At 35.8% G+C, this 26,898-nt stretch carries 23 protein-coding genes and 1 tRNA gene; 20 read left to right on the top strand and 4 right to left on the bottom strand.

Annotation, left to right across the window (positions count from 1 at the left end; translation table 11 throughout):
* Window positions 1-64: 64 nt before the first annotated feature.
* Together xseA and AAGD44_RS05645 are read right to left on the bottom strand one after the other, a co-directional pair.
* Window positions 65-1,411 carry an exodeoxyribonuclease VII large subunit gene (gene xseA, locus AAGD44_RS05640; protein WP_341763757.1) on the bottom strand — a complete coding sequence of 449 codons (1,347 nt, stop codon included), beginning with the start codon at window positions 1,409-1,411 and terminating at the stop codon, window positions 65-67.
* Window positions 1,412-1,487: 76 nt separating this feature from the next.
* Window positions 1,488-1,997, bottom strand: a complete 510-nt coding sequence (locus AAGD44_RS05645; protein ID WP_341763758.1) for a hypothetical protein — start codon at window positions 1,995-1,997, stop codon at window positions 1,488-1,490.
* Between the two features lie 246 nt (window positions 1,998-2,243).
* Here AAGD44_RS05645 and AAGD44_RS05650 point away from each other — a divergent pair, with 246 nt between their 5' ends.
* Window positions 2,244-3,050: an outer membrane protein gene (locus tag AAGD44_RS05650; protein ID WP_341763759.1), complete on the top strand. Its 807-nt coding sequence runs from the start codon at window positions 2,244-2,246 to the stop codon at window positions 3,048-3,050.
* Window positions 3,051-3,076: 26 nt separating this feature from the next.
* Window positions 3,077-3,511 carry a tRNA (adenosine(37)-N6)-threonylcarbamoyltransferase complex ATPase subunit type 1 TsaE gene (gene tsaE, locus AAGD44_RS05655; protein ID WP_341763760.1) on the top strand — a complete coding sequence of 145 codons (435 nt, stop codon included), beginning with the start codon at window positions 3,077-3,079 and terminating at the stop codon, window positions 3,509-3,511.
* A gap of 29 nt (window positions 3,512-3,540) precedes the next feature.
* On the opposite strand, the gene AAGD44_RS05660 is transcribed toward tsaE, so the two are convergent.
* Together AAGD44_RS05660 and AAGD44_RS05665 are read right to left on the bottom strand one after the other, a co-directional pair.
* Window positions 3,541-3,981, bottom strand: coding sequence for a nucleoside deaminase (locus AAGD44_RS05660; RefSeq protein ID WP_341764694.1), 441 nt, complete (start codon window positions 3,979-3,981; stop codon window positions 3,541-3,543).
* A 31-nt stretch (window positions 3,982-4,012) separates the two neighbouring features.
* Window positions 4,013-4,921: a cation diffusion facilitator family transporter gene (locus AAGD44_RS05665; RefSeq protein ID WP_341763761.1), complete on the bottom strand. Its 909-nt coding sequence runs from the start codon at window positions 4,919-4,921 to the stop codon at window positions 4,013-4,015.
* A gap of 227 nt (window positions 4,922-5,148) precedes the next feature.
* On the opposite strand from AAGD44_RS05665, the gene AAGD44_RS05670 reads away from it, so the two are divergent.
* The 18 genes from AAGD44_RS05670 (at window position 5,149) to rpoC (ending at window position 26,854) form a co-directional block, all read left to right on the top strand.
* Window positions 5,149-5,340: a hypothetical protein gene (locus tag AAGD44_RS05670; protein ID WP_341763762.1), complete on the top strand. Its 192-nt coding sequence runs from the start codon at window positions 5,149-5,151 to the stop codon at window positions 5,338-5,340.
* An 84-nt stretch (window positions 5,341-5,424) separates the two neighbouring features.
* The gene (locus tag AAGD44_RS05675; RefSeq protein ID WP_341764695.1) at window positions 5,425-5,898 is read left to right on the top strand and encodes an RT0821/Lpp0805 family surface protein; all 474 of its coding nucleotides are present in this window, start codon (window positions 5,425-5,427) and stop codon (window positions 5,896-5,898) included.
* A gap of 314 nt (window positions 5,899-6,212) precedes the next feature.
* A complete protein-coding gene (locus AAGD44_RS05680) occupies window positions 6,213-6,932 on the top strand; it encodes a metal ABC transporter ATP-binding protein (RefSeq protein ID WP_341763763.1) in 720 nt (239 codons plus the stop codon).
* Window positions 6,916-7,143 (top strand): hypothetical protein, encoded by a 228-nt coding sequence (locus tag AAGD44_RS05685; protein WP_341763764.1) that lies wholly within the window; start codon window positions 6,916-6,918, stop codon window positions 7,141-7,143. Before AAGD44_RS05680 ends, AAGD44_RS05685 begins: the two co-directional genes overlap by 17 nt.
* Window positions 7,144-7,174: 31 nt before the next feature.
* Complete coding sequence (locus tag AAGD44_RS05690; protein WP_341763765.1) at window positions 7,175-7,831, top strand: amino acid ABC transporter permease; 657 nt, start codon at window positions 7,175-7,177, stop codon at window positions 7,829-7,831.
* An 808-nt stretch (window positions 7,832-8,639) separates the two neighbouring features.
* Complete coding sequence (gene rpsL / locus AAGD44_RS05695) at window positions 8,640-9,023, top strand: 30S ribosomal protein S12 (protein ID WP_341763766.1); 384 nt, start codon at window positions 8,640-8,642, stop codon at window positions 9,021-9,023.
* 19 nt (window positions 9,024-9,042) lie between these two features.
* On the top strand, window positions 9,043-9,531 hold the full coding sequence (rpsG, locus tag AAGD44_RS05700) for a 30S ribosomal protein S7 (RefSeq protein ID WP_341763767.1): 489 nt from the start codon (window positions 9,043-9,045) through the stop codon (window positions 9,529-9,531).
* A 7-nt stretch (window positions 9,532-9,538) separates the two neighbouring features.
* Window positions 9,539-11,617: an elongation factor G gene (gene fusA / locus AAGD44_RS05705; RefSeq protein WP_341763768.1), complete on the top strand. Its 2,079-nt coding sequence runs from the start codon at window positions 9,539-9,541 to the stop codon at window positions 11,615-11,617.
* A 673-nt stretch (window positions 11,618-12,290) separates the two neighbouring features.
* Window positions 12,291-12,366: transfer RNA gene (locus AAGD44_RS05710), tRNA-Trp, on the top strand.
* A 19-nt stretch (window positions 12,367-12,385) separates the two neighbouring features.
* Window positions 12,386-12,586 carry a preprotein translocase subunit SecE gene (secE, locus tag AAGD44_RS05715; RefSeq protein WP_341763769.1) on the top strand — a complete coding sequence of 67 codons (201 nt, stop codon included), beginning with the start codon at window positions 12,386-12,388 and terminating at the stop codon, window positions 12,584-12,586.
* A 6-nt stretch (window positions 12,587-12,592) separates the two neighbouring features.
* Window positions 12,593-13,141 (top strand): transcription termination/antitermination protein NusG, encoded by a 549-nt coding sequence (gene nusG / locus AAGD44_RS05720; RefSeq protein ID WP_341763770.1) that lies wholly within the window; start codon window positions 12,593-12,595, stop codon window positions 13,139-13,141.
* A 282-nt stretch (window positions 13,142-13,423) separates the two neighbouring features.
* Window positions 13,424-13,858 (top strand): 50S ribosomal protein L11, encoded by a 435-nt coding sequence (gene rplK, locus AAGD44_RS05725; protein ID WP_341763771.1) that lies wholly within the window; start codon window positions 13,424-13,426, stop codon window positions 13,856-13,858.
* Window positions 13,859-13,860: 2 nt separating this feature from the next.
* The gene (gene rplA / locus AAGD44_RS05730) at window positions 13,861-14,598 is read left to right on the top strand and encodes a 50S ribosomal protein L1 (protein WP_341763772.1); all 738 of its coding nucleotides are present in this window, start codon (window positions 13,861-13,863) and stop codon (window positions 14,596-14,598) included.
* Between the two features lie 12 nt (window positions 14,599-14,610).
* Complete coding sequence (gene rplJ / locus AAGD44_RS05735; protein ID WP_341763773.1) at window positions 14,611-15,117, top strand: 50S ribosomal protein L10; 507 nt, start codon at window positions 14,611-14,613, stop codon at window positions 15,115-15,117.
* A 29-nt stretch (window positions 15,118-15,146) separates the two neighbouring features.
* Window positions 15,147-15,515 carry a 50S ribosomal protein L7/L12 gene (gene rplL / locus AAGD44_RS05740; RefSeq protein WP_341763774.1) on the top strand — a complete coding sequence of 123 codons (369 nt, stop codon included), beginning with the start codon at window positions 15,147-15,149 and terminating at the stop codon, window positions 15,513-15,515.
* A gap of 1,850 nt (window positions 15,516-17,365) precedes the next feature.
* The gene (locus AAGD44_RS05745) at window positions 17,366-17,509 is read left to right on the top strand and encodes a hypothetical protein (protein ID WP_341763775.1); all 144 of its coding nucleotides are present in this window, start codon (window positions 17,366-17,368) and stop codon (window positions 17,507-17,509) included.
* 796 nt (window positions 17,510-18,305) lie between these two features.
* Complete coding sequence (gene rpoB, locus AAGD44_RS05750; protein WP_341763776.1) at window positions 18,306-22,412, top strand: DNA-directed RNA polymerase subunit beta; 4,107 nt, start codon at window positions 18,306-18,308, stop codon at window positions 22,410-22,412.
* A 314-nt stretch (window positions 22,413-22,726) separates the two neighbouring features.
* Complete coding sequence (gene rpoC / locus AAGD44_RS05755) at window positions 22,727-26,854, top strand: DNA-directed RNA polymerase subunit beta' (RefSeq protein WP_410520975.1); 4,128 nt, start codon at window positions 22,727-22,729, stop codon at window positions 26,852-26,854.
* The last annotated feature ends 44 nt before the right edge of the window (window positions 26,855-26,898 follow it).

Consider the following 26,898-nt stretch of genomic DNA (forward strand, 5'->3'; position numbering starts at 1 on the left):
ACAAAATCACCAACTAGATTGACTTTATACAGGAAGTCTAATAGCAGCAAACTTGATAATTTTACTATTTACATCTTACAGCTATGTTGCCATCAAAGAAGTGAATGTTAAATTCTTGTGTTTTATTTGCAGCAGATTTGGAAGTAATGAAATTTCCGTCTTCAGATCTAATAACAGCAAAACCACGCCGCAATACAGTTTTATAGTCTAAACTTGTAAGTAGCGAATTACTTAAATTTAATTGGTGGTCATAATTCTGTATTTGAATCTTTATAGATCGGAGCATATAATTAACCTGGTGCCGTAATTCTAGTTCCTGATATTCAATTATTTTAATTGGGTTTAATCTTTCTATACCCAAGGTCTCTAGTTTCGCACTTTTAAATTTAAGCAAGTTAGGCAAGGAATCTAGTAGCCGAAAACTTAACTCATCGAGAAGTTGTTGATTATAATCAACACGGGTATTGAGACTTTTTTTAAGATCAGTATTATAACTAATATCCTGCTGTGCATATTTAATAAATTGATTGATACGACTTATTAATGCCTCATAATAAGACCTTACTGTATGTATTAAATTAGCAATTACAGGTACCGCAAATTCTGCCGCTGCGGTAGGAGTAGGGGCTCGTTTATCTGCTACTAAATCTATTAAAGTATTATCTGTTTCGTGCCCCACTGCCGAAATTATAGGAATAACCGAGTTAAATGCACTTCTTACTACTATTTCTTCATTAAAGGCCCATAAATCTTCTGTAGACCCCCCGCCTCTTGCTATAATAATAACGCTTGGCCGTATATGGTAATCCAACTTGTTAAATCCTGTAATTGCATTGGCAATTTCATTTGCCGCATTCTCCCCTTGAACTGTAACTGGCCATATAATCACATGCGAAGGGTAACGGTCTTTAATCCGATGTATAATATCTTTTATCACCGCTCCTGTTAATGAGGTAATGACCCCTATCTTATTAGGTAAAAAAGGCAAGGATTTTTTAGGCTTATCAAAAATTCCTTCTTTTGCTAATTTCTCATGCCGCTCCTTCAAAATTTGCATGAAGGCGCCTAAACCTGCTTGCTGGAGCGTTTCCACGGATAGTTGGTACCGCGAATTCCCAGCATAGCCAGAAAGTTTGCCTCTTGCTACTATTTCCATGCCATCTTGAGGAGTAAAATTAATCCTTGCCAATACAGGGCGCCAACAAGTACAAGCTAAAATAGCGTTATTCTCTTTAAGATTAAAGTAACCATGCCCTGAAGTTGCGATTTTTAACCCAGAAATTTCTCCTTTTATTCTAATATAACCAAAATTGTTTTCTAATAATTCCTTAATTCTATTAGAAATTTCACTAACTGAAAACTCGTAATCTAACTTATCAGTGAGGTCAAGAATTAAATTATCTTCTGCCATATATTGCAAATAGTATACTAAAACAAACAAGATTATCGTTGAATTATTTTATTTTGTCGATGGTTTTATTATGGTCCTACAATAATTCTTTATCCTTTGCTTTAGTCAGAAGTTTTTCTATTTTTTGTTTATCTTTAAATCGCGTTAAAAATTCATTGGTAATATATATAAGGCTCATATCAAAATTAATATGAGGAGCGTCTAAAATAATAGTACAGTCATTAACTGCAAATAGGACTTCCTTATTAGTTAATCTGGTAGGCTCTTCGTTTATAGGTTTATATTTTTCTGTAAGTAATTCATAAAATTCCTCAAATTTATTATTATTAGCGGTAAAAATTACTGCCTGAATAATATTATTATCGTTACATATGACTAATAGCTCTTTCACCCCTGCTAATCCCACATTTGTAATGTCAATATAATAATTATACCCCTCCCAGTAATTTTTTTCTTTCTTTATTATTTTATATTGTTTTTCTACATCTGAGAGGGTGGCTTTATTTAAAGGCAAACCCAAGGGAGCAGGGTTTGCATAAATATTGCAAGTGAAAAGTAATAATAACCAAAATATTCTTCTATTCATAAGCTTTCCTAATTAATATATTATATACTAACCTAATAGTATATAATTTCTAGTATTATTTCAACTAATTATTGAATATTGCTACAGAATGACGCAAAATGATTAGGTTCTGTGAAGGTTTCTATCGATCATTAGATAGAAACCTTCACAGAACCTAGTGAAAAAGCACAATAATTACCTTGTAGGTAAAATCAAAGGTTACTATAATGCGGGGCAAAGCTGTCAAAACATTTTAAGGAGAAACATATGCGCAAATTATTAGACTTCCTGCATAAGTCAAAACAGCACTCGGGATTTTTAGGAAAAACGAAGCCGAGCCGAGCTACGTACATGGCTGCAGCTGAGGAGCGGAGACAAGTTTTGACAACGAAATTATCCACTAGCTCGACACCTACTAGATCGACTTATGTAGGAAGTCTATTGTTAATTGCTATAATCAATACTGTGATTGGTATACCTACTCTGTCATTTGCAGCAGGAGATCAATTTTATCTTAAAGCCCAAGCGGGCACAAGCAAGATAAATGCAACAAAAGATAAACTTTTTAATATAAAAATAAAATCTAAACCTATTGGAATTTTTGGCTTTGGGGCAGGCTGGCATATAACAGAGAATATTAGAACGGATGTAACCCTTGATTTTTTGGCTAAACCCCAGCTTAAAAAATCCTTTAATAAAGGAGGAATTGCCTCTTCTATAAAGCATAGAGGACAAGTTAGCTCATTATTAGTAAACGGTTATGTTGATGTATTTAATCTAACTATTGTTAAATTCTTTGGAGGAGCAGGTTTTGGCTGGGCGCAAGTGAAAGAAAAAGTTCAGTCTTATGTTGGCGCAGCTAAAAAAGTAGAAGGTACTACTAAAACAGCGAATAATTTTGCTTATCAATTAACTGTGGGAGCTGCTACTGAAGTAATAGGTGGAGTAGCAGTGGAGCTTTCATACAGCTGGCGAGATTATGGGCAGACTAAGAAACTGCAAAGTGAGCAGAAGATTGGTAAAACCGCTTATAAAGCCCATAATATGATGATTGGTTTTAGGTTTGATATATAAGTTAAATTATTGACCTGGCTTATGAAATGAACTCGTATAACCAACCTATTATTTTCAGTAGTGAAGAAGAAACAAGAGCGTTCGCTAAAGCTATTGCTGCTAAGGCACAAGCTAATGATATTATAACATTTTCTGGGGATTTGGGCAGTGGCAAAACATTTATGTGCCGAGAAATAATAAAACAATTATGTCACGCGCCTAAAGAGGTGATTAGCCCTACTTTCAACTTATTACAATTATATAAAGCTTCAGAATTTATTATCTATCATTTTGACCTATATCGCTTAAAGCATATAGAAGAAATTTATGAGCTAGGAATAGAAGAGGCATTCCAGGGCAATCTTTGTTTAATTGAATGGCCTCAAATCATAGAGAAAATATTACCGCTGCCAATTACTAAAATTCATCTTCAAATAGTAAAAAATAACCACCGGCACTGTAGAATTGATTATTTAGAATAAGTTGAATTATTTTTTACAATAGACCTAATCTACTTTTGTCTTATTTTTTGGAAGAAGTTTTGTATTAACTTTTGAGAAATGTCAGCAGAAAAACCACTATATATTTCCGGATGATGAAAACAGGCTTTACTGTTAAAAAAGCGTTCCCTGGTTTCTATACCCCCTCGCTGCGAATCAGTTGCCGCATAAAATAACCTACCTATTCTAGCCAACGCTATAGCAGCTGCACACATCGTACATGGCTCTAAGGTAACGTACATATCATATTGTGATAAATTTTTACTTGATAAAAGTTGACACGCTTGATTGATCGCGACAATTTCAGCATGTAATAACGAATTTCTTGCTTGCTCTACCATATTATGAGTCCTTACAATCACTTTATGGCTTATCCTATCAACTAGTATCGCTCCTACTGGCACCTCATTTTTATTAAACGCGATTTGCGCCTGTTTTAAAGCCTCTTCCATAAAAGAATTATTAAAATTAGAGGAAGCTAATTTAGAGGGAGCAAATATTTTCACGATAATTAACCATTTTTTCGTAACCGTAAGGATCTAAATGAATAATTATTTCTGCTCCAGGAAATTTGGATAATAAAGCACTGCAAATTTGATCACTAATGTAATGAGAAGTATATAAGGTCATATCACCATCCATTTCAATATGGCATTGAATAAAGGGCTTATGGGCAGCATATCTGGTTTTCATTTCATGAATACCCTTTACTTCACTAAATTTACTAATTATATGTATAATTTTTTCTCTATCTTCGTCAGGAAATTCTTCATCTACAAGGTTTTTAAAGGCTTTTCGGAATAGAGTATATGCGGTATAGATTATATACAAAGAGATACCCGCGCCAAATAAAGAATCCATAAACCAAAACTTAGCACTTAAATTTATAGAGATAATTATCGCAATGTTGGTCACTAAATCTATAAAATAGTGCAATTTATCTACCTTAGTAATTTCAGCACTAGTTTTTTTTATTACGTAAGATTGATACATAATCAAAATAATAGTGAGAATAATACACACGTACATTACGTTAATTCCATAGTCCAAGTTAGTAGGAATAGAATTATCTAAAAAAGATTTAACGGATGAAATACACGTTAATATTCCCGAGAGAAAGAAGAATATTGCCTGTGAAAAAATTGTTAAGTCTTGAATCTTTTCATGCCCAAAACGATGATCATGATCCGGAGGTTTTAGAGAGAAACGAATAGCGATCAGGTTAATAAATGAGGAGGTGAGATCAAGCATTGAATCAATTAAGGAGGCTAAAACTGACTGAGAAGTGGTGACAAACCAAGCGTTGAGCTTAATAAGTAAAATTAATACTGCTACAATACATGAAGCATAGGAGGCAGTCTTGATAAGATATTGATGCTCTGGGGTGACCATATAAATAAATATTTCAATTGTGTTGTAATACAAAATACATTAATATATTTAAAATAACGCTAACTTTAGTATGTGTCAAACCTTAACAGTTATTGATTTTTTAATTATTTTGGAAAATTAGTCTTGATAAAACGGCAAAGAGTTGAGTTATCAAGCTGTGGCCTATTAAAATGACCCATAATATAGTTAGTTAGGAAATATACTCGCAATGATCCCGCGCGTTGGGTTTGGAAATATACTTCCTGCATAAGTCGAAAATAGTTAAGGAATTTTTAGAAAAAACGAAGCCGAGCCGAACTGCGTACGAGGATATACATGGGGAGCGGAGGCAAGTTTTGGCTACAAAATTACCAACTAGCTCGACTTATGCAGAAAGTATAATGAATGATGAAGGAGCGAGCGCAGATGTGAGTACCTGAGTCCCTAATATTTTTCAAAAACAATTCTGGGATCATTGCAGTTATAGTAATTTAACCCGTTAACTTTAAAAATACATGGTTCTTATGAATTTAATCACTAAAATTATTGCAATTATTTTAGCAGCAACGTTATTACAATCCTGTTCGGGAGAGATGAATAAACAAAGTGGTGGTACGTTACTTGGAGGGGCTACCGGGGCTCTGATAGGCGCGCAATTTGGTAAAGGAACAGGAGCTCTTGTCGCCACAGGTGTCGGCGCTCTAGCAGGCGCCTTTATTGGAGGGCAAATTGGTAGAAGCATGGACGAGCAAGATCGCCGATTATTACAACAAAGTTCTCAAAGAGCCTTAGAAACTAGTGCGGTTGGCCAAGAAGTACCATGGCGTAACCCCGATTCTGGACATTATGGCTCTACGACGCCAACCAAGACTTTCAAGAGTCACTCGGGAGAATATTGTCGTGAATATGTGCAAGTAATTGTTATAGGAGGGCAGAAAGAAAAAGCGTATGGTAAAGCTTGCCGTAAGCCAGATGGGCAGTGGAAGATTGTTAATTAACGTTTAAAGTATTATTAGGCTTGGGGCAAGTTTTTGCTTGCATTAACTGAAAAGTGGGTTATTACCAGTAACTTTTTACATAAGCAATATTAAGGAACTGCTATAATATACTGCTCATACTTCAAGGATTGTTTTTTATTTTTTCGTAAACTCATGTGCTCACATATTTACATAGTACGCTGCACGCGCTCGCCATTTAAAATAATAATGATAGTTCTTGAAGTAGAAGCAAAGCTAAGGGTATCAACGTAAATTTAAGTCATTTATTATTGAAAAAGAAATAAGTGAAATGTAGTAAAATCATTGTAAAAGTAATGTCTGTACCCCTAACGGAAGAGTCTATATTAATAAAATTTAGTAATGTATCCAAAAGATTTGGGACAAGTACCCCACTTTCTAATGTTAGTTTTACGGTCAAAAAAGGAGAAGTAACTACCTTAATTGGTCCTAACGGCGCAGGTAAAACCACTATAGCCAGATTAATTTTAGGGTTGGACCGACCTTCTTCGGGTACTATAAACATTCATACCAATTTAAAGATAGAGTATGTGCCGCAAAAGCTAGATTTTGCTACAAATCTTCCGATTACTGCAGAAAAATTTTTATATCTATTAACTACTAATAAAGCCCAGGAAAATTGGCAAGAGCTATTTGATTTTGTTAAATTAGAGAATTATAAAGATCAGGATATTTCTGAGCTTTCAGGGGGGCAATTTCAAAAGTTAATTTTAGCGGCCACTTTACTAAATAACCCAGATTTAATTATTTTAGATGAACCTACTCAATCTTTAGACGCTACTAGCCAACAAGAATTTTATCAGCTAATTACTCAAATAAAAAAGCGATTTAATATAACAATTTTTATGATTTCGCACGATCTATTTACGGTAATAAAAAATTCTGATCAAGTTATATGTCTTAATGGCCATATATGCTGTAGTGGCAAACCAAATGAATTAGCGCAAAACCCAGACTTTCTAACAGCCTTATCCTCTATTGGTTTTTATATCCACAATCATGACCATAAACATTAAAATATTAGATTTCCTGCATAAATCAAAAAAGCTCTCGGGATTTTTAGGAAAAACCAAGCTAAGCCGAGCTGCGTACATAGAGGATTGTTACGGAGCGGAAGGCCGCGTTTTGACGACAAAATTATCCACTAGCTCGGCACCTACCAGTTCGATTTATGCAGGAAGTCTAGTAACTAAACCTACCTTCGCAGATTCTAGGAGTAAATCCTAGAATTACTAGATAACTTTAATTCAATATTGGTATGCTTGAACAATTAGTTAGTTATTATCCTTTTATAAATTTTATTATCCAAGGAACACTGGTCACCCTAAAATATAGTATGGTATCTGTGTTATTTGGGTTGATTTTAGGGGTGTTATTAGCGGTTTGTAAAATAAGTAAAAGCTATATATTGCGAATATTTGCGGATTTTTATACTTCTATTTTCCGCGGTACCCCTTTATTAATACAGCTTAGTATAATTTATTTTGGAGTACCAAGTTTAATAGGGATTAAGTTTAGTGTCTTTGCCGCTGGCGTTATGGCTTTTTCCTTAAATTCAGGAGCCTATGTCTCGGAAATAATAAGAGCCGGAATTAGGGCGGTTGATCAAGGGCAGTTTGAGGCAGCAAAAGCATTAGGTATACCAGACCTCCTGATGATGCGAGCGATTATATTACCCCAAGCCGTAAGGAATATATTTCCTTCCTTAGTTAATGAGTTAATTAATTTAATTAAAGAATCGGCAATTATCTCAATGATAGGAGAGATGGATTTAATGCGTAGAGCCCAAATAGTATCCCTGGAAACTTACACTTATTTTACCCCTATGTTAATCGCAGGGCTGTGCTATTATGTAATAATAATTATTATTAGTAATTTAGCAAAAATAGTAGAAAAAAAACTTACTATTAACTAAAAATAGTAAAAATTCTTTAGAAAGATCTGCTAATATACTGCTCGTACTTCAAGAATTGGATTTATTTTAAATGACGAGTGCACGCAGCGTATAGCATAGCCCATTAAGGTACGTACAGGGTATTTATCTTCGAGTATCCATGACTACTATACTTCCCCCCAGGGTATTATCGTGTATGTATCGTAATGACATAAGCTATACATGTATGTGAGGATTCGAGCACCGAATTGACGTACAAATTACCGGTAGAAGTAGAATTTTCAAAAGAGGCCTAATAAAAAAACAATTCGGCAAAGTGAGGAGTCATAATAAGGAAATTAAATAATGCTCTGTCAGTCTCCTGTAGATGATTAATCATATATTTTCCTACTACAGGAATATATTTATGAAGTAATATTGCTAAAAACCCTTTGCTTTTATGAAAAAATTAGTTATAGTTCCACGGATATTATGTGAGTTAAATATAGATTCATGATGGAAGGAGCGTAGTTACCGTAGGTAACCTATAGTATTTCAATTAAATTTTTCTATAAAAATTACCTCTCTACCTAATTTACTTCAAATTGATATATTCAACGGTGAATAAATTTCAAAAAGAGAGAAAGCGCTTGATCAGCTGCTAAATCTCATTAATATGATAATAAAAATAAGATAGTTGATTGAATAATAAAATAAATAAGATGCATACTAAGGAATTGCCTTAAGTAGGCCTTTTCCTCATTTGCAGTAAGACCGTTAGTTTGCCGGAATGATTTATTCTTACAAACAAATTAGGTTATTTAAGTATAGAAAAATCTTGGAGTATCAGATGCCAACAAATAATCAATTAGTACGTTTAGGGAGAAAATCAAAGATACGTAAAACAAAATCGCCCGCTTTGGAAGCTAATCCATTTCGAAAAGGCGTTTGTGTGATAGTTAAAACTGTAACTCCTAAAAAACCTAATTCTGCTCTTCGTAAGATGGCGAGGGTACGTTTGAGCAATGGTGAATATGTAAACGCATACATACCAGGGGAAGGGCATAATTTACAAGAACATTCTACGGTCTTAGTAAGAGGAGGCCGAGTGCCAGATCTGCCTGGGGTAAAATATCATATAGTTCGAGGAGTTTATGATACACAAGGTGTAAAAAACCGTAAGCAAGGGCGCTCACGTTACGGTACTTCAGCAAAACAAGCTGTAAAAAAATAATTTGAAATAGAGAGATAAGATGTCACGTCGTCATGCCGCAGAGAAACGAGTTATCCTGCCTGATATGAAATATAACAGCCCTTTAGTTGCTAGATTTATTAATAATATTATGAAGCAAGGGAAAAAGGCTTTAGCAGAAAAAATAGTATATTTAGCTTTAAAAAAAATAGAAAAAAAGCACAGGGTAGATCCTTTCGACACTTTTAACAATGCTATGAATAACGTTAAACCCTATCTTGAGGTAACTTCCGTGCGGGTGGGGGGAGCTAATTATCAGGTTCCATCCCCTGTCGATGAAAGAAGGGGGTACGCCTTAGCGACTCGTTGGATTATTATTGCTGCAAGTAAGCGTTCAGAAAAAAAGATGATTGATAAGTTAGCAGAAGAGTTGTTTGAAGCTTCAAATAATAGGGGAGTGGCTATTAAGAAGAGAGAAGACACTCATAAAATGGCTGAAGCGAATAAAGCATTCGCTCATTTTAGCCCTAAAAAAACGCAACCAAGGTAATAATAATATGTCGAGTATAGAACCACTTTCGCTTGCAAATACCCGTAACATTGGTATTTGTGCTCATATTGATGCTGGAAAGACCACAACCACCGAACGTATTCTTTATTATACTGGGAAGTCTCATAAAATAGGAGAAGTTCACGATGGCGGTGCTACGATGGACTGGATGGAACAAGAGCAAGAGCGTGGTATTACTATTACTTCTGCCGCAACTACTTGTTACTGGAAAGGTAAGCGTATTAATATTATCGATACTCCGGGACATGTGGACTTTACTATAGAAGTAGAACGTTCTTTACGTGTACTTGATGGCGCAGTTGCAGTGTTTGATGGGGTAGCAGGGGTGGAGCCTCAATCCGAAACAGTCTGGCGTCAGGCTGATAAATATAAAGTACCTAGAATGTGTTTTGTGAATAAAATGGACAGGATGGGGGCGAATTTTTATAGATGTGTGGATATGATCCAGGAGCGCCTTGGTGCAAGGCCTTTAGTAATGCAACTCCCTGTTGGCATTGAAGAAAATTTTAAAGGTGTCATTGACTTAGTCCAGATGAGGGCTATTATTTGGAAAGATGAATCTTTGGGTGCAGAGTATGTATATGAAGACATCCCTTCGGATATGTTAGAAATTGCTGAAAAATATCACGCTCTGTTACTCGATATGGTTGCAGAATTAGATGATCAATTAATGGAGCAATATCTATCAGGAGAGAAGGTTTCTGAAGAACAAATTAAATTAGTTATTAGAAAAGGGGTGATAGGTAGGGTTTTTGTTCCAGTATTATGTGGCAGCGCATTTAAAAATAAAGGGGTGCAACCTTTATTAGATGCAGTCATTGATTACTTACCTTCTCCTATTGATATTGGCACGGTGAAAGGTATAGATCTGAATACTGATGAAGAAAAGGATTTTAAGATTTCTATTTCTGAACCTTTCGCTGCTTTAGCCTTTAAAGTAATGACAGATCCTTTTGTAGGTTCCCTGACATTTGTTAGAATTTATTCAGGTAAAATTACTTCAGGTGTTACAGTAATAAATACAGTAAAAGGTCAAAAAGAGCGAGTAGGCAGGATGCTTCTTATGCATGCGAATGAAAGGGAAGATATTAAAGAAGCAATAGCTGGCGATATTGTGGCGTTAGCTGGCCTTAAGAATACTACTACTGGGGACACTTTATGTGTTCCAGATAAACAAATTATTTTAGAGAGAATGGAGTTTCCTGAGCCAGTAATTGAATTAGCAGTAGAGCCAAAATCAACGGTAGATCAAGAAAAAATGGGATTTGCCTTATCTAGGCTAGCTGCAGAGGACCCTTCCTTTAGGGTAACTTCTGACCAAGAAACTGGGCAAACCGTGATTAAGGGTATGGGTGAGCTACATCTAGAGATCATTGTTGATCGTATGAGGCGGGAATTTAAAGTAGAAGCAAATGTAGGGGCGCCGCAGGTAGCATACCGGGAGACAATTACTAAAACTTGTGAAGTGGATTATACTCATAAAAAACAATCTGGTGGTGCGGGGCAATTTGCGCGTGTTAAAATAATATTTGAACCCCAAGAACCTGCAACAGGATTTATTTTTGAAAGTAAAATCGTTGGAGGGTCGGTACCAAAAGAATTTATCCCAGGAGTAGAAAAGGGCTTGAATAACATTCGAGATACAGGTGTAGTAGCTGGATATCCGATGATTGATTTTAAAGCCACTTTAATAGATGGAGCATTTCATGATGTGGATTCAAGCGTTTTAGCGTTTGAGATTGCAGCAAAAGCTGCTTTTAGAGAAGGGATGCCGAAAGGTAACCCGAAATTGTTAGAGCCTATTATGAAAGTTGAAGTTGTCACTCCGAATGAATATATGGGAGATATTATTGGTGATTTAAATAGTCGTAGAGGCCAAATGCAAAGCATGGATCCTAGAGGAAATGCTCAAGTGATTATTGCTAATGTACCTCTTGCTGAAATGTTTGGGTATGTCAATACCCTTAGATCTTTGTCACAAGGTAGGTCACAATATAGTATGACTTTTTCTCATTATGATCCAGTTCCGCAGCAAGTAGCTGAAGGGATTAAAAGTAAGAAGTAATAGGAATAGACTTCCTGCATAGGTTGAAAAAGCGCTCGGGGTTTTTAGGAAAAACGAAGTCGAGCCGAACTGCATACTCAAATGTACATGAGGAGCGGAAGGCCACGTTTTGACAACAAAATCACCCACTAGATCGACTTATGCAGGAAGTCTAATATAAAAACATATGGTTTTCTTAATACAGTATGCTGTGTTTAATAGGAAAGAGCTCGCAGTCTATTAATTTTACTTAACACTAGCGGTATTACTAGCTATACTAATATTAAAGGTGGGGTATAACGTTATTACCTAGGTAGGAAACCTTCACAGGACCTAGTATATAAAAAATAGACTTCTTTTAAAACTTGCATCGTGCAGGGAATTTGAAGGAGAAGAGGCGTGCAAAACTGCAGCGTACTTAAGTGCAGCTGAGAATTTGAGCCTAGACTCATTGTTCCCATTACCAACTTGATACAAGTTTTAAAAGAAGTCTATAGAGTAAACATTTTTGTTCCTACTAGTTTGGGAATATATAGCGTTTTTAATTAACCAGAAGAACATAGTGTAGTAGTAGAAATAGCACTGCTACTAATAAGAAAAAGCTAATATTATTAATAACGCCTGAGTCCGTATTAATAATAATTAGAAATGATATTTTCTTAAAAAACGTTTGATTTTATAAGAAAAATATGATAGGAGTGTAGCTCAATTGGTAGAGCGTCGGTCTCCAAAACCGAAGGCTGCGGGTTCGATTCCTGTCGCTCCTGCCAACTATAAGAGTTTGTATGAATGTTAAAAGAAAATAGATTATATAAATTTTACGAGCAAGTAAAACAAGAAGCGTATAAAATTATTTGGCTTAGTAAGAAAGAACTTATCACTTCAACTGCTATAGTAGTGGTAGCTGTGTTGATTTTTAGTCTAATTTGTCTAGTATTAGACTATGGTATCCATACTATCATGCAAGTTTTGCTTAATATTGGGAAGTAAAAATAAATGTTAGGAAAAATTGTTGGAGCCCAATGGTATGTTATCCATACATTATCAGGATCAGAAAAGGGCGTAAAGCAAATGATCTTGGATCAAATTACTAAGCAAAACATGGCTGAGTTTTTTGAAGAGATCATTGTACCAGTGATTGAGGTTCCGGAAGTTAAACGTGGTAAAAACGTTAAAACTGAAAAAAAATTTATGCCAGGTTATATTTTAATTAAAATGATAATGGCGGATGGCTCATGGCATTTGGTAAAAAACGTAGCTAAAGTTACTGGTTTTTTAGGTAGTAAAAGTACCCCCCAGCCTCTTAGTGAAAAAGAAGTACAAAATATTTTTAGTAAATTAGAATCTGAAACTAAGGATGCTAGGATTTCAAAATTATATGAGATTGGAGAAATAGTGGTAGTTACCGAGGGCCCATTTGAGACTTTTACAGGAATGGTAGAAGAAATAGATTATGATAAAAATCGTTTAAGAGTTGCTATATCTATTTTTGGCAAAGCAACTCTTATAGAGTTGAATTTTACTCAGGTTAAAAAGAATACTTAAACTTTAATTTAAAACTACTTATAGAATGGGATTTTTAGATGCCCAAATAGTAGATGATTTTAAGTTGTGCACAATTTAGTGTGAATATGGAAAACTATAATAAGTCAAGCAGTAAGATTTGAAAAGCAGATAAGTGTAAAGCAATTTTCAAGTTTCTATTATGGTTTAAGGACTAGCGGTATAAAGCAGAATACAATATTTATAAAGAAAAAGTATATAGGGGTAACCCCCTTTTTTAAACCTAACTAATATAGAGTGAAATAGAGTAAGGATAAAATTATAATGGCAAAAAAAATAACAGCATATATTAAGCTAACTGTTCCTGCGGGGAAAGCTAACCCTTCTCCTCCCATTGGTCCTGCTTTGGGCCAGAAAAAACTTAATATTATGGAATTTTGTAAAGCTTTCAACGCTGCCACTCAAAATATTGAAGTCGGCACTCCGATACCGGTAGTGATCACGGCTTATGAAGATAATAGTTTTACTTTCGTAATAAAAACTTCTCCAGCATCTTATTATTTAAAGCAGTTTGCTAAAATTACTAAAGGTTCTAGTGCTACTAAAAAGGACGTTTTAGTAGGAAAAGTTACGATGTCAGATTGTATAAAGATTGCTACAATAAAAATGGTTGACTTGAATGCTGATGATGTGATGGCAGGTGCTAAGAGTATCCGTGGCACTGCTGAATCTATGGGTATTGAAGTAGTAGAGGATTAATTATGGTAGTTCAGGAAAAAAAAGTGAGAAAGGAAGAGCAATGCTCTGGCGGAAAGAAAATGCATCAAGCCAGAAAAAAACTATCCACAGTGGAAATAAGCGGTTTAGCGGAGGGAATAGAAGCGTTAAAAAGTGCGTCATATACTAAGTTTGATTCTACTTTGGAAGTAGTTTTAAAATTAGGGGTAGATCCCAAACATTCAGATCAGATGGTGCGTGGTGTTGTGTCATTGCCTGCAGGTACGGGTAAAGTTACAAGAGTAGCAGTATTTTGTAAAGAGGAAAAAGTAGAAGAAGCAAAGGCAGCGGGGGCAGATATTGCGGGCTCAGTAGAAATTATTGACGATATTAAAGCGGGGAAGATTAACTTTGATGTTTGTATCGCCACCCCAGATATGATGGCAGTAATAGGTACAGTAGCGAGAATTCTGGGTCCGAAAGGTTTAATGCCAAACCCTAAACTTGGTACTGTAACTACAGATATCGTTACAGCAGTCAAAAATGTAAAAAGTGGTTATGTAGAATTTAGAGTAGAAAAAGCTGGGATCATCCATGCTGGAGCGGGTAAGTTATCATTTACTACCCAAAATTTATTGAGTAATATTTTAGCTTTGATTACCGCTGTAATCAAAGCTAAACCTGCTGGTGCTAAAGGAAATTATTTAAAAGCAATATATCTGTCCTCCACTATGGGCCCCTCAGTGAAAATGGATGTAACAACTATATTGTCAACGTTATAAGGGGAGTGCAAAGTGTTAAGAGCAGATAAACATGAATTTGTTAGGGATTTTGAGGAAATATATAAGAGCTCTAGTTCAGTTATAATTACTCATTATCATGGACTTACCGTAAGCCAAATTACTGCTCTACGTAAGTCTCTTAAAGCGAAAGGCGTGGGGTTTAGAATAGTAAAGAACACTTTATCTAAGATAGCAGCTTCAAGGGCAGGTTTTAATGATATTGCCTCTTTACTTACTGGTCCCACAGCAGTAGCATACTCTAAAGATCCTATTGATGCCGCAAAAGTCGTGGTAGAATTTACAAAAATTAATGAATCCTTAAAAATAGTGGGCGGTTTAGTAAATAATGAAATACTAGATGGAAATGCTATACGCCAATTAGCTAAATTGCCATCACTAAACGAACTTAGAAGTAAAATTATCAGTGTATTACAAGCTCCTGCAGCTAAAGTGGGGGTATTACAAGCGCCGGCATCGGGGCTTGCTAGGGTTTTTCAAGCTTATATAGATAAAAATTAATTAAAAGATTTTAAAAGGAAGAAAATTATATGGTAAACTTAGAAAAAATTGTAGAAGAATTATCAACTCTTACAATAATACAAGCTTCTGAACTCTCAAAGATGCTTGAAGAAAAATGGGGCGTTTCAGCTGCGGTGCCAGTAGCAGTGTCGGCTGCTCCAGGGATAGTGGAAGCTAAAGCTGAAAAAACAGAATTTGAAGTTGTATTGACAAGTATTGGAGATAAAAAAATTGAAGTTATTAAAGTTGCTCGAGAGCTTACAGGGCTTGGCTTAAAAGAGGCTAAAGAGTTAGTCGATGCAGCACCAAAAACTATTAAATCTGGTGTCAATAAGGAAGAAGCAGAAAATTGTAAAGCAAAGCTAGAGGCAGCTGGGGCAAAAGTAGATATAAAATAATTAAATTTGATATAATATACTGTTTGTGTTCTTATACCCTGAAGCCTATTGTAGGTTATAAGGGTTATTTTAGCATAGATAATTTTATTGAGCATGTAGAGGGGCAGGAATTAAATTTGAGAAATATTCTTGTCAGGTACGCAAGTTATAACAGGCTATATGCTTTAGTAAAATAATCTTTTTGCTCGAGAAGTTTGGGGTTATTTCTTTACTTTAGTTGTTGATAGAATACTCCTAAATAAAGCCCATACCCAAAAATTTTCTTCCTGTAGTTTATAACTTTAGTAGATGTGAGTATTAGTTAGGGTTTGTACCATATCAATACACATTATAGTGTGATAAATAGAGAAGGGAACTGAAGCATTTTCTTGAACGGTATAGAGAAAGAGAAGGGTCCAGTTCAAAAAGTTTTATATTCTGGAAAAACTTGAAGATGTGCAAGCTATTTCCAGCTTTTAAAATATATTATTTTTCTAATTTTACTGTTAAGAAGATAATGAAAAATATTAGATTTTGCCAGGAGGAGATATTGGCTACTATAAAGATAAATCTTTACCTTTAATAAGACTTATAGCAAAGTAACGGCTGAAGAATAATGATATTTCACGATATATTACTTCATATAATATTTCAGGGTACAAGATCTCCGCATGTCATTGCATACTAATAACTTAAGTTTATTTTTTAATCAAATTCTTTTTAATATTTTTATTTGGATGCTTTGTTGCCATATGGTTTGGAGGAGGTTATTATACCAAACTTGGGGTTATATAACATCTCTCTATATGATATCCTACTTTTATAGACCTCTTTCTCGACTTATATTGAGTAGGAAATTTAAAAACGGCTCAGAGTACAAAACTGCAGCGCACTTGGGTGTGGCTGAGGGTCGCCACCTAGATTCGACACGCAACTTACTAGCTCGATACGAACTAAAAAAGAGAGCTAATACGGTAAGAAATTTATTGGATTTATGTAGAAGCAAACACACTTCTAGTGTCAGTCCACTATTTTATACCTTTGTAAAACAAAAAGTTTTAGATTTTTTGTTTTACAGTAGTACGCTGCCGCTAGCAGGTACGAATTTTACGGTGCAGTTTTTGAGCTCGAATAGGTTTAGCTTGCAGTTTGAAGAAAGAAAGCTTAGTTTATTTCTTTGGTAGGCGTTGGCAAAGAAATAGAGAATATTTAAAAAATAAATTATTTACGTTACCTTAGGCTCTATGGTCAGAAATCAAATCTATTATTTTTTAAGTTGTCTTTTAGTAAAATATACTAAGATTTTTACGGTAACAGTATATTTATTTTAAAAAATCTTAGTAATTTGTAGCAAAAGTAATTTGCAGAAAAAAGGGCTAAAACGGGGTAATTAAATTTTTATTTACAGAAGCTGGGGTAAACTTTAAAAATTTGACCCTGTTATGTTACCTTAAGCAGAATTTGATATAACAAGTTGTATAATATTATTTAAGTAAAAAGTAATGTAGCTTTATTTATAGCCTTAGAGTTGTTTAATATAATGTATTAATAGCTTAAATTTTTATTATGCAGATAAAGGTCCTCTTTCGAAACTCGTATCGAGCTGGTAATTGGAATAATGAGTGTAGGCTCAAATCTTCAGCTGCACTTAAGTACGCTGCAGTTTTGCGCGCCTTATCTCCGTCAAGTTGCCTACCAGGGGTGAGTTTTAAAAAGAAGCCTAATGGATAAATAGGTAAACTCTGGGATATACAAGAGAAGGGCTACAAAGGGCCAACTGAGTTTTTATTGCATGCCGACATGACAATACTGGGCCTTGGAACTCTGACTATTGCCTCAAAGCAGTAATAAAAGCAGCTACTAAGGAAAAATTGAAGATAGTACAAGTCAGTATAGTCAATATACTGTTCGCACCTGAAGAGTTGGTAGACGAAGGTCAACTTCAAGAAGAGCGAGGAGAGTCAAAGTCGAGCACCGGAGCGTACATATTAGTACGTGAGGAGCGCAGACTTTAGGGCACGACGATGCCAATTCTTGAAGTGCAGCGAGTATATACTGTTCGTAAATGAAGGGGTGATAGATGCAGGTCAACTTCCAGAAGAGCTAGGAATGTGAAAGTCGAGAGGAGCGCAGTGAACTTAAGGTAATAAGGGCAGTGTCGTTTTGTAGGGCTCGAGGCAGCCAATTCCTGAAATTTACCGAGTATTATGTGTTTTTTCTTTATTGTTAAAAGAATTTTAATATTATGTAGTGCCATCTTGGAGGAAGAGTGAAGCTGCTTGCATGTATTAGTGAAGATTTGAGGGAACAAATTAAAACCTCTACACTTCAATTTTAAGCTGATATTAGTATCCACTTAATAGTAACTGCTTCGTAAGTTAATTTGAATTTTTGTTACGGCCTATCTGCTTTAATAAAGCGAAATCACTGCGCTAAGGGAAGTATACTGTAATTAGCTAATATAAATATACTTCCTGCGTAAAGCGGCCCAATCTATCCTGGAACTTTGTGGCTTTGGGGCGGGCGGGGGCTGTAATGCGTCTATATACGCTCTAGTAGTTGACTTCGTTCTTTTTAAAAATTCCGAAGAGCTATTTTGACTTAGGCAGGTGGGTTATTATTTATTATTGTAAGCTATTTGTTAGTGAAAGTGAATAAGTTTTAAAAAAAAACTTTAAAAAAATAGTTTTGTGTATTGCAAAAAATTTTATAAGTTGTGTAACAAAGCGCTAAAATCAAGGGGTTTTAAGTCAAGGCCGCAGTGCCTATGGGCTCTTTTAAATAAAATATATAAATTAATTGAGAGATTATATGGTAACGCAATCCCTATCAATTAACAAACGTATAAGAAAAAATTTTGGACACATAAATTTGGTAGCCTCTATACCAAATTTAATTGAGGTACAAAAAAATTCTTATGAAAAGGGGTTTTTACAATTTGGAATAAAATATATTGATCGTGAAAATAAAGGGTTACAGTCCGTATTAAGTTCTATTTTTCCGATTCATGACCCTTCTAATACTGCCTATTTAGAATTTGCGAAATATGAATTTGATAACCCTAAATACGATGTGGAAGAATGTACCCAAAGAGGCCTTAGTTATGCTGCCCCTCTTAAAGTAACATTACGTTTAAGTATTTGGGATATTGATGAAGATACTGGCGCTAAAGAAATTAAAGGAATTAAAGAACAAGAAGTCTATATGGGAGATATTCCTTTAATGACCAAGAATGGCACCTTTATTATTAATGGCACAGAAAGAGTAGTAGTATCACAAATGCATAGGTCACCAGGAGTATTTTTCTATCATGATGATGGTAAAATTCATTCTTCTGGTAAATTTTTATATTCTGCAAGGATTATACCATATAGAGGATCATGGTTAGACTTTGAATTTGATGCGAAAGATATAATATATTTTAGAATAGATAGAAAAAGAAAATTATATGTTACTACTCTTCTAAGGGCCATAGGAATGACTACTAGTGAAATTATTAAATTTTACTACGATACGGTGATATGTTTTGCTCAGAACGGAAATTGGGCAACTAAATTTATGCCAGAATCTATTGCGGCCCATAGGTTGATTAATGATTTAATAGATGCTGATAGTGGGCAGGTAATACTCGCGGCGGGTCAAAAAATTACTCCTCGTTTAGCAAAAAAATACGCGAAAGATGGAGTAAAAAATGTTCTAGTAGAACCTGAATATTTAGTTGGTAAATACCTCTCGCAAGCATTGATTAATCCTAATAATAATGAAGTATTGGTAGGAATTGGAGAAGTAATAACAGCGGATATGTTAGAAGCTATTATAAGTCTTAAGATTTCTTCTGTTAACGTGCTAGCTATCAACCCTCAATCAGGGCCATATATAAGAAATACCCTGTTTGCTGATAAAAACCAGGATTATGAATCCGCCTTGGTTGACATATTCCGAGTATTAAGACCAGGCGAGCCTGCGAATATTGAAGCGGCCAAAACATTATTTAATAGTTTGTTCTTTGAGCCAGAAAGATATGACCTCTCAGAAGTTGGACGTATAAAAATCAATTCAAGATTAGAGCTTAATATCCCAGAAACCACAACTATTCTTACTACTCAAGATATCAAACATATTTTAAAAGTGTTAGTAGAGCTTAAGGACGGTAAAGGTTCAATAGATGATATTGATCACTTGGGTAATAGACGAGTGAGATCAGTGGGGGAGCTGATTGAAAATCAGTTTAGGATTGGGCTTGTCCGCATGGAAAAATCAGTACTGGAAAGAATGTCAGTTGTTGACCTTGATGCAGTTATGCCGCATGACTTAGTAAATTCTAAAGTGTTAGTCTCAGTAGTAAAAGAGTTTTTTAGCACCTCCCAATTATCTCAATTTATGGATCAAACGAATCCATTGTCTGAGATCACACATAAAAGAAGGCTCTCAGCGTTAGGACCCGGAGGGCTAAGTAGGGATAGAGCGGGTTTTGAGGTGCGAGATGTGCATCCTACTCATTATGGTCGTATTTGCCCAATTGAAACACCAGAAGGACAGAATATCGGTTTGATTAATTCTATGGCCACTTATGCTAGGGTTAATAAACATGGATTTATTGAGAGTCCTTATAGAAAAGTAGTAAATGGACATATAACAGATGAAGTAATTTTTTTATCGGCTATTGAGGAAGGGAAATATAAGATTGCTCAAGCTAATGCGTCCACAGATGATAAAGGTTTATTAAATGAAGAATTAGTCAATTGCCGCATTGAAGGTGGAAATTTTATTATGGTTCCTCCTAGTGAAGTAGATTATGTAGATGTAACCCCAATGCAAGTGGTATCTGTCGCCGCATCTCTTATCCCATTTTTAGAGAATGATGACGCTAATAGAGCTTTAATGGGATCAAACATGCAACGTCAAGCTGTTCCTCTTATTAAAAGTGAAGCCCCTTTAGTTGGTACTGGAATTGAAGGAATTGTAGCGCAAGATTCCGGAGCCTCAGTTGTGGCATTACATGATGGTATAGTTGAGCAAGTTGACTCAACTAGGATAGTTGTAAGGACTAAAGAGCAGAAAACCGATGGCTCACCTGGAGTGGATATTTATAACTTGTTGAAATTCCAAAGGTCTAATCATAATACCTGTATTAATCAAAAACCTTTAATTAAGGTGGGTGATCATGTAAGAAAAGGTGAAGTAATTGCAGATGGGCCAAGTACTGATAATGGTGAAATCGCTTTAGGTAGGAATGTGCTTGTAGCTTTCCTACCATGGAATGGTTATAATTTTGAAGACTCAATTTTAATATCTGAACGTATCGTAAAGGATGATGTATATACGTCAATTCATATTGAAGAATTTGAAATCATCGCTAGAGATACCCGGCTTGGGCCTGAAGAGATCACTAGAGATATCCCAAATGTTAGTGACGAAAGCTTACGCCATCTTGATGAAGTAGGGATAGTGTATGTGGGCGCAGAAGTCAAACCAGGAGATATTTTAGTAGGAAAAGTTACTCCTAAAAGTGAATCACCCATGACGCCGGAAGAGAAGTTGCTTAGAGCAATTTTTGGCGAAAAAGCTTCAGAAGTTAGAGATTCATCATTACATGTCCCTCCAGGTGTTAATGGTACTGTGGTAGAAGTACGGGTATTTTCACGTAGGGGCGTAGAAAAAGATGAGAGAGCGGTCGCGATTGAGAAGCAACAAATTGAAAAATTATCAAAAGATAAAGAAGATGAACTTCATATTATAGAACATTTTGTTTTTATGCAATTAGAAAAGCTTTTAGAGGGGCAAGTGGTGGTCAGTGGTCCTAAATCCATAAGAGCGGGCCAGTTGATTAATGATAAAGTGCTAGAAAGCTTAAGTAAGGGGCAGTATTGGCAGCTAATTGTTGAAGATACTAACGTGATGAATAAGATTGAGCAAATTAAACGCCATTATGATGAAAAGAAAGACTCACTTAATAAGCGCTTTACCAGTAAAGTAGAAAAATTGCAAAGTGGTGATGATTTGCCTCAAGGAGCCCTTAAAGTTGTCAAGGTATTTATTGCTACTAAGCATAAGCTGCAGCCTGGAGATAAGATGGCAGGAAGACACGGAAATAAAGGGGTTATTTCACGTATTATGCCAGTCGAAGATATGCCATTTTTAGAGGATGGCACGGTAGTAGATATTGTTCTTAATCCGCTTGGCTTACCTTCGCGTATGAACGTAGGGCAGATTCTAGAAACGCATCTGGGCTGGGCGTCAATAAAACTCGGTGAGAAAATCGCTTTTATGATGGCAGAACATCTTAATAACAATATTGATATAAATGAGCTCAAAACTTTTATTTCTAAAGTCTATGGGCATAATTCAATGAAAAAAAATGTAGACAAAATGTCTAAGGAAGAAATTACAGATTTCTGTCACGACATAAATAAAGGCGTATATTTTTCTACCCCTGTTTTTGATGGAGCAAAAGTAGAAGATGTAAAAGAAATGTTAAAGCTTGCTGATCAAGATTTATCGGGTCAAATTCGGTTAATTGATGGAAGAACAGGCGAATATTTTGATCGTGATGTTACAGTTGGCTATAAATATTTATTAAAATTACACCATCTAGTCGACGATAAAATACATGCTCGTTCTATTGGGCCGTATAGTTTAGTAACGCAGCAGCCTTTAGGAGGTAAGTCTCATTTTGGAGGACAAAGATTTGGTGAGATGGAGTGTTGGGCTTTGCAAGCTTATGGAGCTGCTTATACCTTGCAAGAAATGTTAACAGTAAAATCAGATGATGTAGTAGGAAGAATTAAGATTTATGAATCTATTGTTCGGGGGGATAATAATTTTGAATCTGGTATCCCGGAATCTTTTAATGTGATGATCAAAGAGTTTAGATCATTATGTTTAAATGTTAAGCTAGAAGATACCACTTCAAGTTAAAAAAGTAGTGAAAATTCAATAATCCTCTTTCGTAGCTCGCGTAGAGCAGAGAATTTAAAGAAGACTTTTCGCCCCAAACCTCAGGGTACTTAGGGTACCCTGAGGATCTCTGCCTATATTTGACCTGCAAATTCTCTACTGGATATGGATTATTCAAGAAGTCTACTATTTCCTTCATAGAATTAGGAAGATAGGGGAATTTGGCGTTAGCCTGCTAGTCCCAATGGGCCAAGAGAGCTAAGTCACGAAAGAAGTGAATAATTTAATTAAAAGCACAAATAGCCTAATATAAAATTTTTTAAGGAAGAATGTTTATGACGGGAATAATAAATTTTTACGGGCAATTAAGTAGTACGCAGCAATTTGATCAGATCAGAATTAATATTGCTAGTCCGGATCAGGTTCGTTCATGGTCTTTTGGAGAAGTTGCAAAGCCTGAAACAATCAATTATCGCACCTTTAAACCAGAGAGAAGAGGGTTATTTTGTGCTACGATTTTTGGGCCAGTTAAGGATTATGAATGTCTTTGTGGTAAATATAAACGGATGAAATATCGGGGCATTACTTGTGAAAAATGCGGTGTTGAAGTTACTACTTCTAGAGTAAGAAGAGAAAGGATGGGGCATATAGAGTTAGCAGCGCCGGTAGCTCACATATGGTTTTTAAAATCCTTGCCCTCAAGAATTAGTACCTTATTAGATATGACTATGAAAGATCTAGAAAAGGTTCTATATTTTGAAAATTATGTGATAGTAGATCCAGGCTTATCTGCCTTACAAAAAGGAGACCTATTATCAGAGGATGTGCTGCAAAAAGCTCAAGATGAATATGGAGAAGACAATTTCACTGCTTCTATAGGAGCGGAAGTGGTGCAACAAATGTTGTCCGAGCTAAATTTAGTAGAATTGAAAAAAAGCTTACAAGAAGATTTATTAAACACTTCTTCGGAAGTTAAAAAGAAAAAAATTGTCAAAAGATTAAAATTAGTTGAGGACTTCCTAGAATCTGAAAACAAACCAGAATGGATGATTATGAATGTCCTGCCAGTGATTCCACCGGAAATCAGGCCTTTAGTTATGCTTGATGGGGGAAGATTTGCAGCTTCTGATCTTAATGAACTTTATAGAAGAGTTATTAATAGGAATAATCGATTAAAAAGACTATTGGAATTGAAGGCGCCAGATATTATCGTTAGAAATGAAAAAAGGATGCTACAGGAGTCTGTTGATGCATTGTTTGATAATGGGCGCCGCGGTAAAGTAGTAAAAAATACTAACAAACGCCCATTTAAATCTCTTAGTGATATGCTAAAGGGAAAGCAGGGTAGATTCCGTCAGAATTTGCTTGGTAAGAGAGTAGATTACTCTGGTCGGTCTGTCATTGTTGTGGGCCCAGATCTTAAGTTACATCAATGTGGTTTACCAAAGAAAATGGCATTAGAATTGTTTAAACCATTTGTTTATTCAAAACTTGAATTATATGGAATTGCTACCACTATAAAAGCGGCAAAGAAAATGGTGGAGGCTGAAAAGCCGGAAGTATGGGATATTTTAGAAGAAGTAATTCGCGAACATCCTGTTCTTCTTAACAGAGCTCCTACTTTACATCGTTTAGGGATTCAAGCATTTGAGCCGTTGTTGATCGAAGGGAAAGCTATTCAATTACACCCGTTAGTATGCGCCGCCTTCAATGCTGATTTTGATGGTGACCAGATGGCGGTACATATACCTCTCTCGATCGAAGCCCAGCTTGAGGCGCGAGTTCTCATGATGTCTACTAATAATATCTTAAGCCCTGCAAATGGGCGTCCAATTATTGTGCCGGATAAAGACATAGTATTAGGGCTTTATTATCTGACTATGGCTTTTGATAATGAACCTGGGGAAGGAATGAAATTTGCTAACATGTCTGAAATTGAACATGCGTTGCACCACAAGGTGATCACAATTCACTCTAAAATTAAGTTTCGTCGTAATTTGTTAAATGCAGAAGGGCAAATTGTGTCAGTTATGGTGGATACCACGCTTGGCAGGCTAATTATAGGGCAATTATTACCTGATAATTATAATGTCGCGTTCAAAGTGGTAAATAAAGCAATGACCAAAAAAGATATATCTGGTGTAATTGATTTAGTGTATCGTCATTGTGGGCAAAAAGCTACCGTTATTTTTGCCGATCAATTAATGAAGTTAGGATTTAAATATGCTTGCTCCTCTGGTATTTCTTTCGGTATGGACGACATGGTGGCCCCAAAATCCAAAAATTATCATATAAATTCAACTTTAGCAGAAGTAAAAGAATTTGAACAACAATATGCGGATGGCCTAATTACTTATGGCGAAAAATATAATAAAGTCATTGATTCTTGGTCTAGGTGTACTGATAAAGTGGCCAATGATATGATGAAAGAAATTGCCACCACCCCAGTGAATGATAAGCCTAACCATCAGAAAGTAAATGCCATATATATGATGGCTTCTTCGGGGGCCCGGGGTTCAGCCGCTCAGATTAAACAGCTAGCTGGTATGAGAGGTTTAATGGCTAAGCCATCAGGTGAAATTATTGAGACTCCTATTATTTCTAACTTCCGTGAGGGGCTTACTGTACTTGAATATTTTAATTCAACTCATGGTGCTCGTAAAGGCCTTGCTGACACTGCATTGAAAACTGCTAATTCTGGGTACCTAACAAGGAGGTTAGTTGATGTTGCCCAAGATTGTATAATCACTGATGACGATTGTGAGACAAATAAGGGAATAGAAGTAAGAAGTATAATGGATGGGGGAGAAGTAATTGTCTCCCTTGCTGAACAAATCTTAGGTAGGACTGTAGCAATTGAAGTATATCACCCTTTAACTAATCAATTACTATTATCTGCAGGGGAATTGATTAATGAAACTAAGTTAGAAGAAATTGAATCATCTGGTTTAGATGTGGTCATGGTAAGATCTGTTTTAACTTGTGAAATTGCGGATGGGATATGTGTAAAATGTTATGGTCGAGATCTGGCTACTGGCTCATTAGTGTCAGTAGGAGAAGCAATTGGCGTGATTGCAGCGCAATCAATTGGTGAACCGGGTACGCAGCTAACTATGAGAACATTCCATATTGGAGGGGCAGCTACTAAAGGAGTAGAGGTATCATCGATCGAAGCTTCCCATGATGCAAAAATCAAAATTCTAGGGCGGAACGTTGTGGTTGACTCGGCAGGGCGTAAAATTGTAATGGGCCGATCATGTGAGTTATTGTTATTGGACAATAATGGAAATGAAAAAGCAAGGCATAAAGTACCATATGGCGCTAGGTTAATCGCTGATGATACTGATAAAGTGAGTAAAACAGAAAAATTAGTTGAATGGGATCCTTATACTATTCCAATTATTACCGAAAAATCTGGTAAAGTCTTATTTAAAGATATGGTAGAAGGAGTATCACTCCGAGATGTTACGGATGAAGCAACCGGTATTTCTAGTAAGGTTATAATTGAATCTAAACAATATTCTCGTGGAGCGGAACTACGGCCTCGGGTCCAGTTAGTTGATGAAAATAATAATACTATAATGTTATCTAATGGCTTAGAGGCTAGGTATTATATACCTGTCAATGCTATTTTAAGTGTTGAAGATGGGGCGCAAGTATCAGTAGGGGATATTTTAGCCCGTATTCCTAGGGAATCTACTAAAACTAAGGATATTACTGGCGGGCTCCCAAGAGTTGCTGAACTAGTAGAAGCTAGGCGCCCTAAAAACCATGCTGTCATCGCAGAAATAGACGGTAGAGTTGAATTTGGTAAAGATTATAAGTCAAAAAGGCGTATTGTTATTCATCCAACTGATGGTTCTATGCCAATTGAATATATGGTGCCAAAAGGCAAACATGTGGTTATTAATGAAGGTGATTTTGTAAAAAAAGGAGATATGTTGATTGACGGCAACCCAGTGCTTCAAGATATCCTAAAAGTAATGGGAGTTGAGGCGCTGACAAGCTATATGGTTGGGGAGATTCAAGCAGTGTATCGTCTGCAGGGGGTGAAAATCGATGATAAACATATTGAAGTAATAATTCGTCAGATGCTACAGAAGGTAGAAGTAACAAATTCTGGAGATACTACTTTAATGGTTGATGAAAAGATTGATCATAGGGAATTCGCAGAAATTAACGCTAAAGCTATCAGTAACGGCCTAAGACCAGCTGAGGCACAACCAATTTTACAAGGTATTACTAAAGCTTCTCTGCAGACTAGGTCGTTTATTTCTGCTGCTTCCTTCCAAGAGACTACAAGAGTTTTAACAGAGTCAGCTATAGCTGGAAGAGTTGATAAATTACGTGGTCTTAAAGAAAACGTGATAGTAGGAAGGTTAGTGCCAGCGGGTACAGGATTTTATATGAATAGAATGCGTAAACTAGCTGCAAAATTAGATCAAGAAGAGAGCGCTTCATAAAAATGAGGCGCCCGATTTTTCTCAATGGGGCTATAATAGACTTC

Origin of the sequence: Candidatus Tisiphia endosymbiont of Beris chalybata, assembly GCF_964026555.1 — a bacterium.
Taxonomy (GTDB): Bacteria; Pseudomonadota; Alphaproteobacteria; order Rickettsiales; family Rickettsiaceae; genus Tisiphia.

Coding starts and splice junctions, on each gene's coding strand:
- xseA (WP_341763757.1), bottom strand. CDS start 1,411: ATGGCAGAAGATAATTTAATTCTTGACCTCACTGATAAGTTAGATTAC.
- rplL (WP_341763774.1), top strand. CDS start 15,147: ATGGTAAACTTAGAAAAAATTGTAGAAGAATTATCAACTCTTACAATA.
- nusG (WP_341763770.1), top strand. CDS start 12,593: ATGTTAGGAAAAATTGTTGGAGCCCAATGGTATGTTATCCATACATTA.
- fusA (WP_341763768.1), top strand. CDS start 9,539: ATGTCGAGTATAGAACCACTTTCGCTTGCAAATACCCGTAACATTGGT.
- rpsG (WP_341763767.1), top strand. CDS start 9,043: ATGTCACGTCGTCATGCCGCAGAGAAACGAGTTATCCTGCCTGATATG.
- rplA (WP_341763772.1), top strand. CDS start 13,861: ATGGTAGTTCAGGAAAAAAAAGTGAGAAAGGAAGAGCAATGCTCTGGC.
- rplK (WP_341763771.1), top strand. CDS start 13,424: ATGGCAAAAAAAATAACAGCATATATTAAGCTAACTGTTCCTGCGGGG.
- rpsL (WP_341763766.1), top strand. CDS start 8,640: ATGCCAACAAATAATCAATTAGTACGTTTAGGGAGAAAATCAAAGATA.
- AAGD44_RS05660 (WP_341764694.1), bottom strand. CDS start 3,981: ATGGAAGAGGCTTTAAAACAGGCGCAAATCGCGTTTAATAAAAATGAG.
- AAGD44_RS05690 (WP_341763765.1), top strand. CDS start 7,175: ATGCTTGAACAATTAGTTAGTTATTATCCTTTTATAAATTTTATTATC.
- AAGD44_RS05645 (WP_341763758.1), bottom strand. CDS start 1,997: ATGAATAGAAGAATATTTTGGTTATTATTACTTTTCACTTGCAATATT.
- AAGD44_RS05675 (WP_341764695.1), top strand. CDS start 5,425: ATGAATTTAATCACTAAAATTATTGCAATTATTTTAGCAGCAACGTTA.
- rpoB (WP_341763776.1), top strand. CDS start 18,306: ATGGTAACGCAATCCCTATCAATTAACAAACGTATAAGAAAAAATTTT.
- secE (WP_341763769.1), top strand. CDS start 12,386: ATGTTAAAAGAAAATAGATTATATAAATTTTACGAGCAAGTAAAACAA.
- tsaE (WP_341763760.1), top strand. CDS start 3,077: ATGAACTCGTATAACCAACCTATTATTTTCAGTAGTGAAGAAGAAACA.
- AAGD44_RS05665 (WP_341763761.1), bottom strand. CDS start 4,921: ATGGTCACCCCAGAGCATCAATATCTTATCAAGACTGCCTCCTATGCT.
- rpoC (WP_410520975.1), top strand. CDS start 22,727: ATGACGGGAATAATAAATTTTTACGGGCAATTAAGTAGTACGCAGCAA.
- AAGD44_RS05650 (WP_341763759.1), top strand. CDS start 2,244: ATGCGCAAATTATTAGACTTCCTGCATAAGTCAAAACAGCACTCGGGA.
- AAGD44_RS05680 (WP_341763763.1), top strand. CDS start 6,213: ATGTCTGTACCCCTAACGGAAGAGTCTATATTAATAAAATTTAGTAAT.
- AAGD44_RS05685 (WP_341763764.1), top strand. CDS start 6,916: ATGACCATAAACATTAAAATATTAGATTTCCTGCATAAATCAAAAAAG.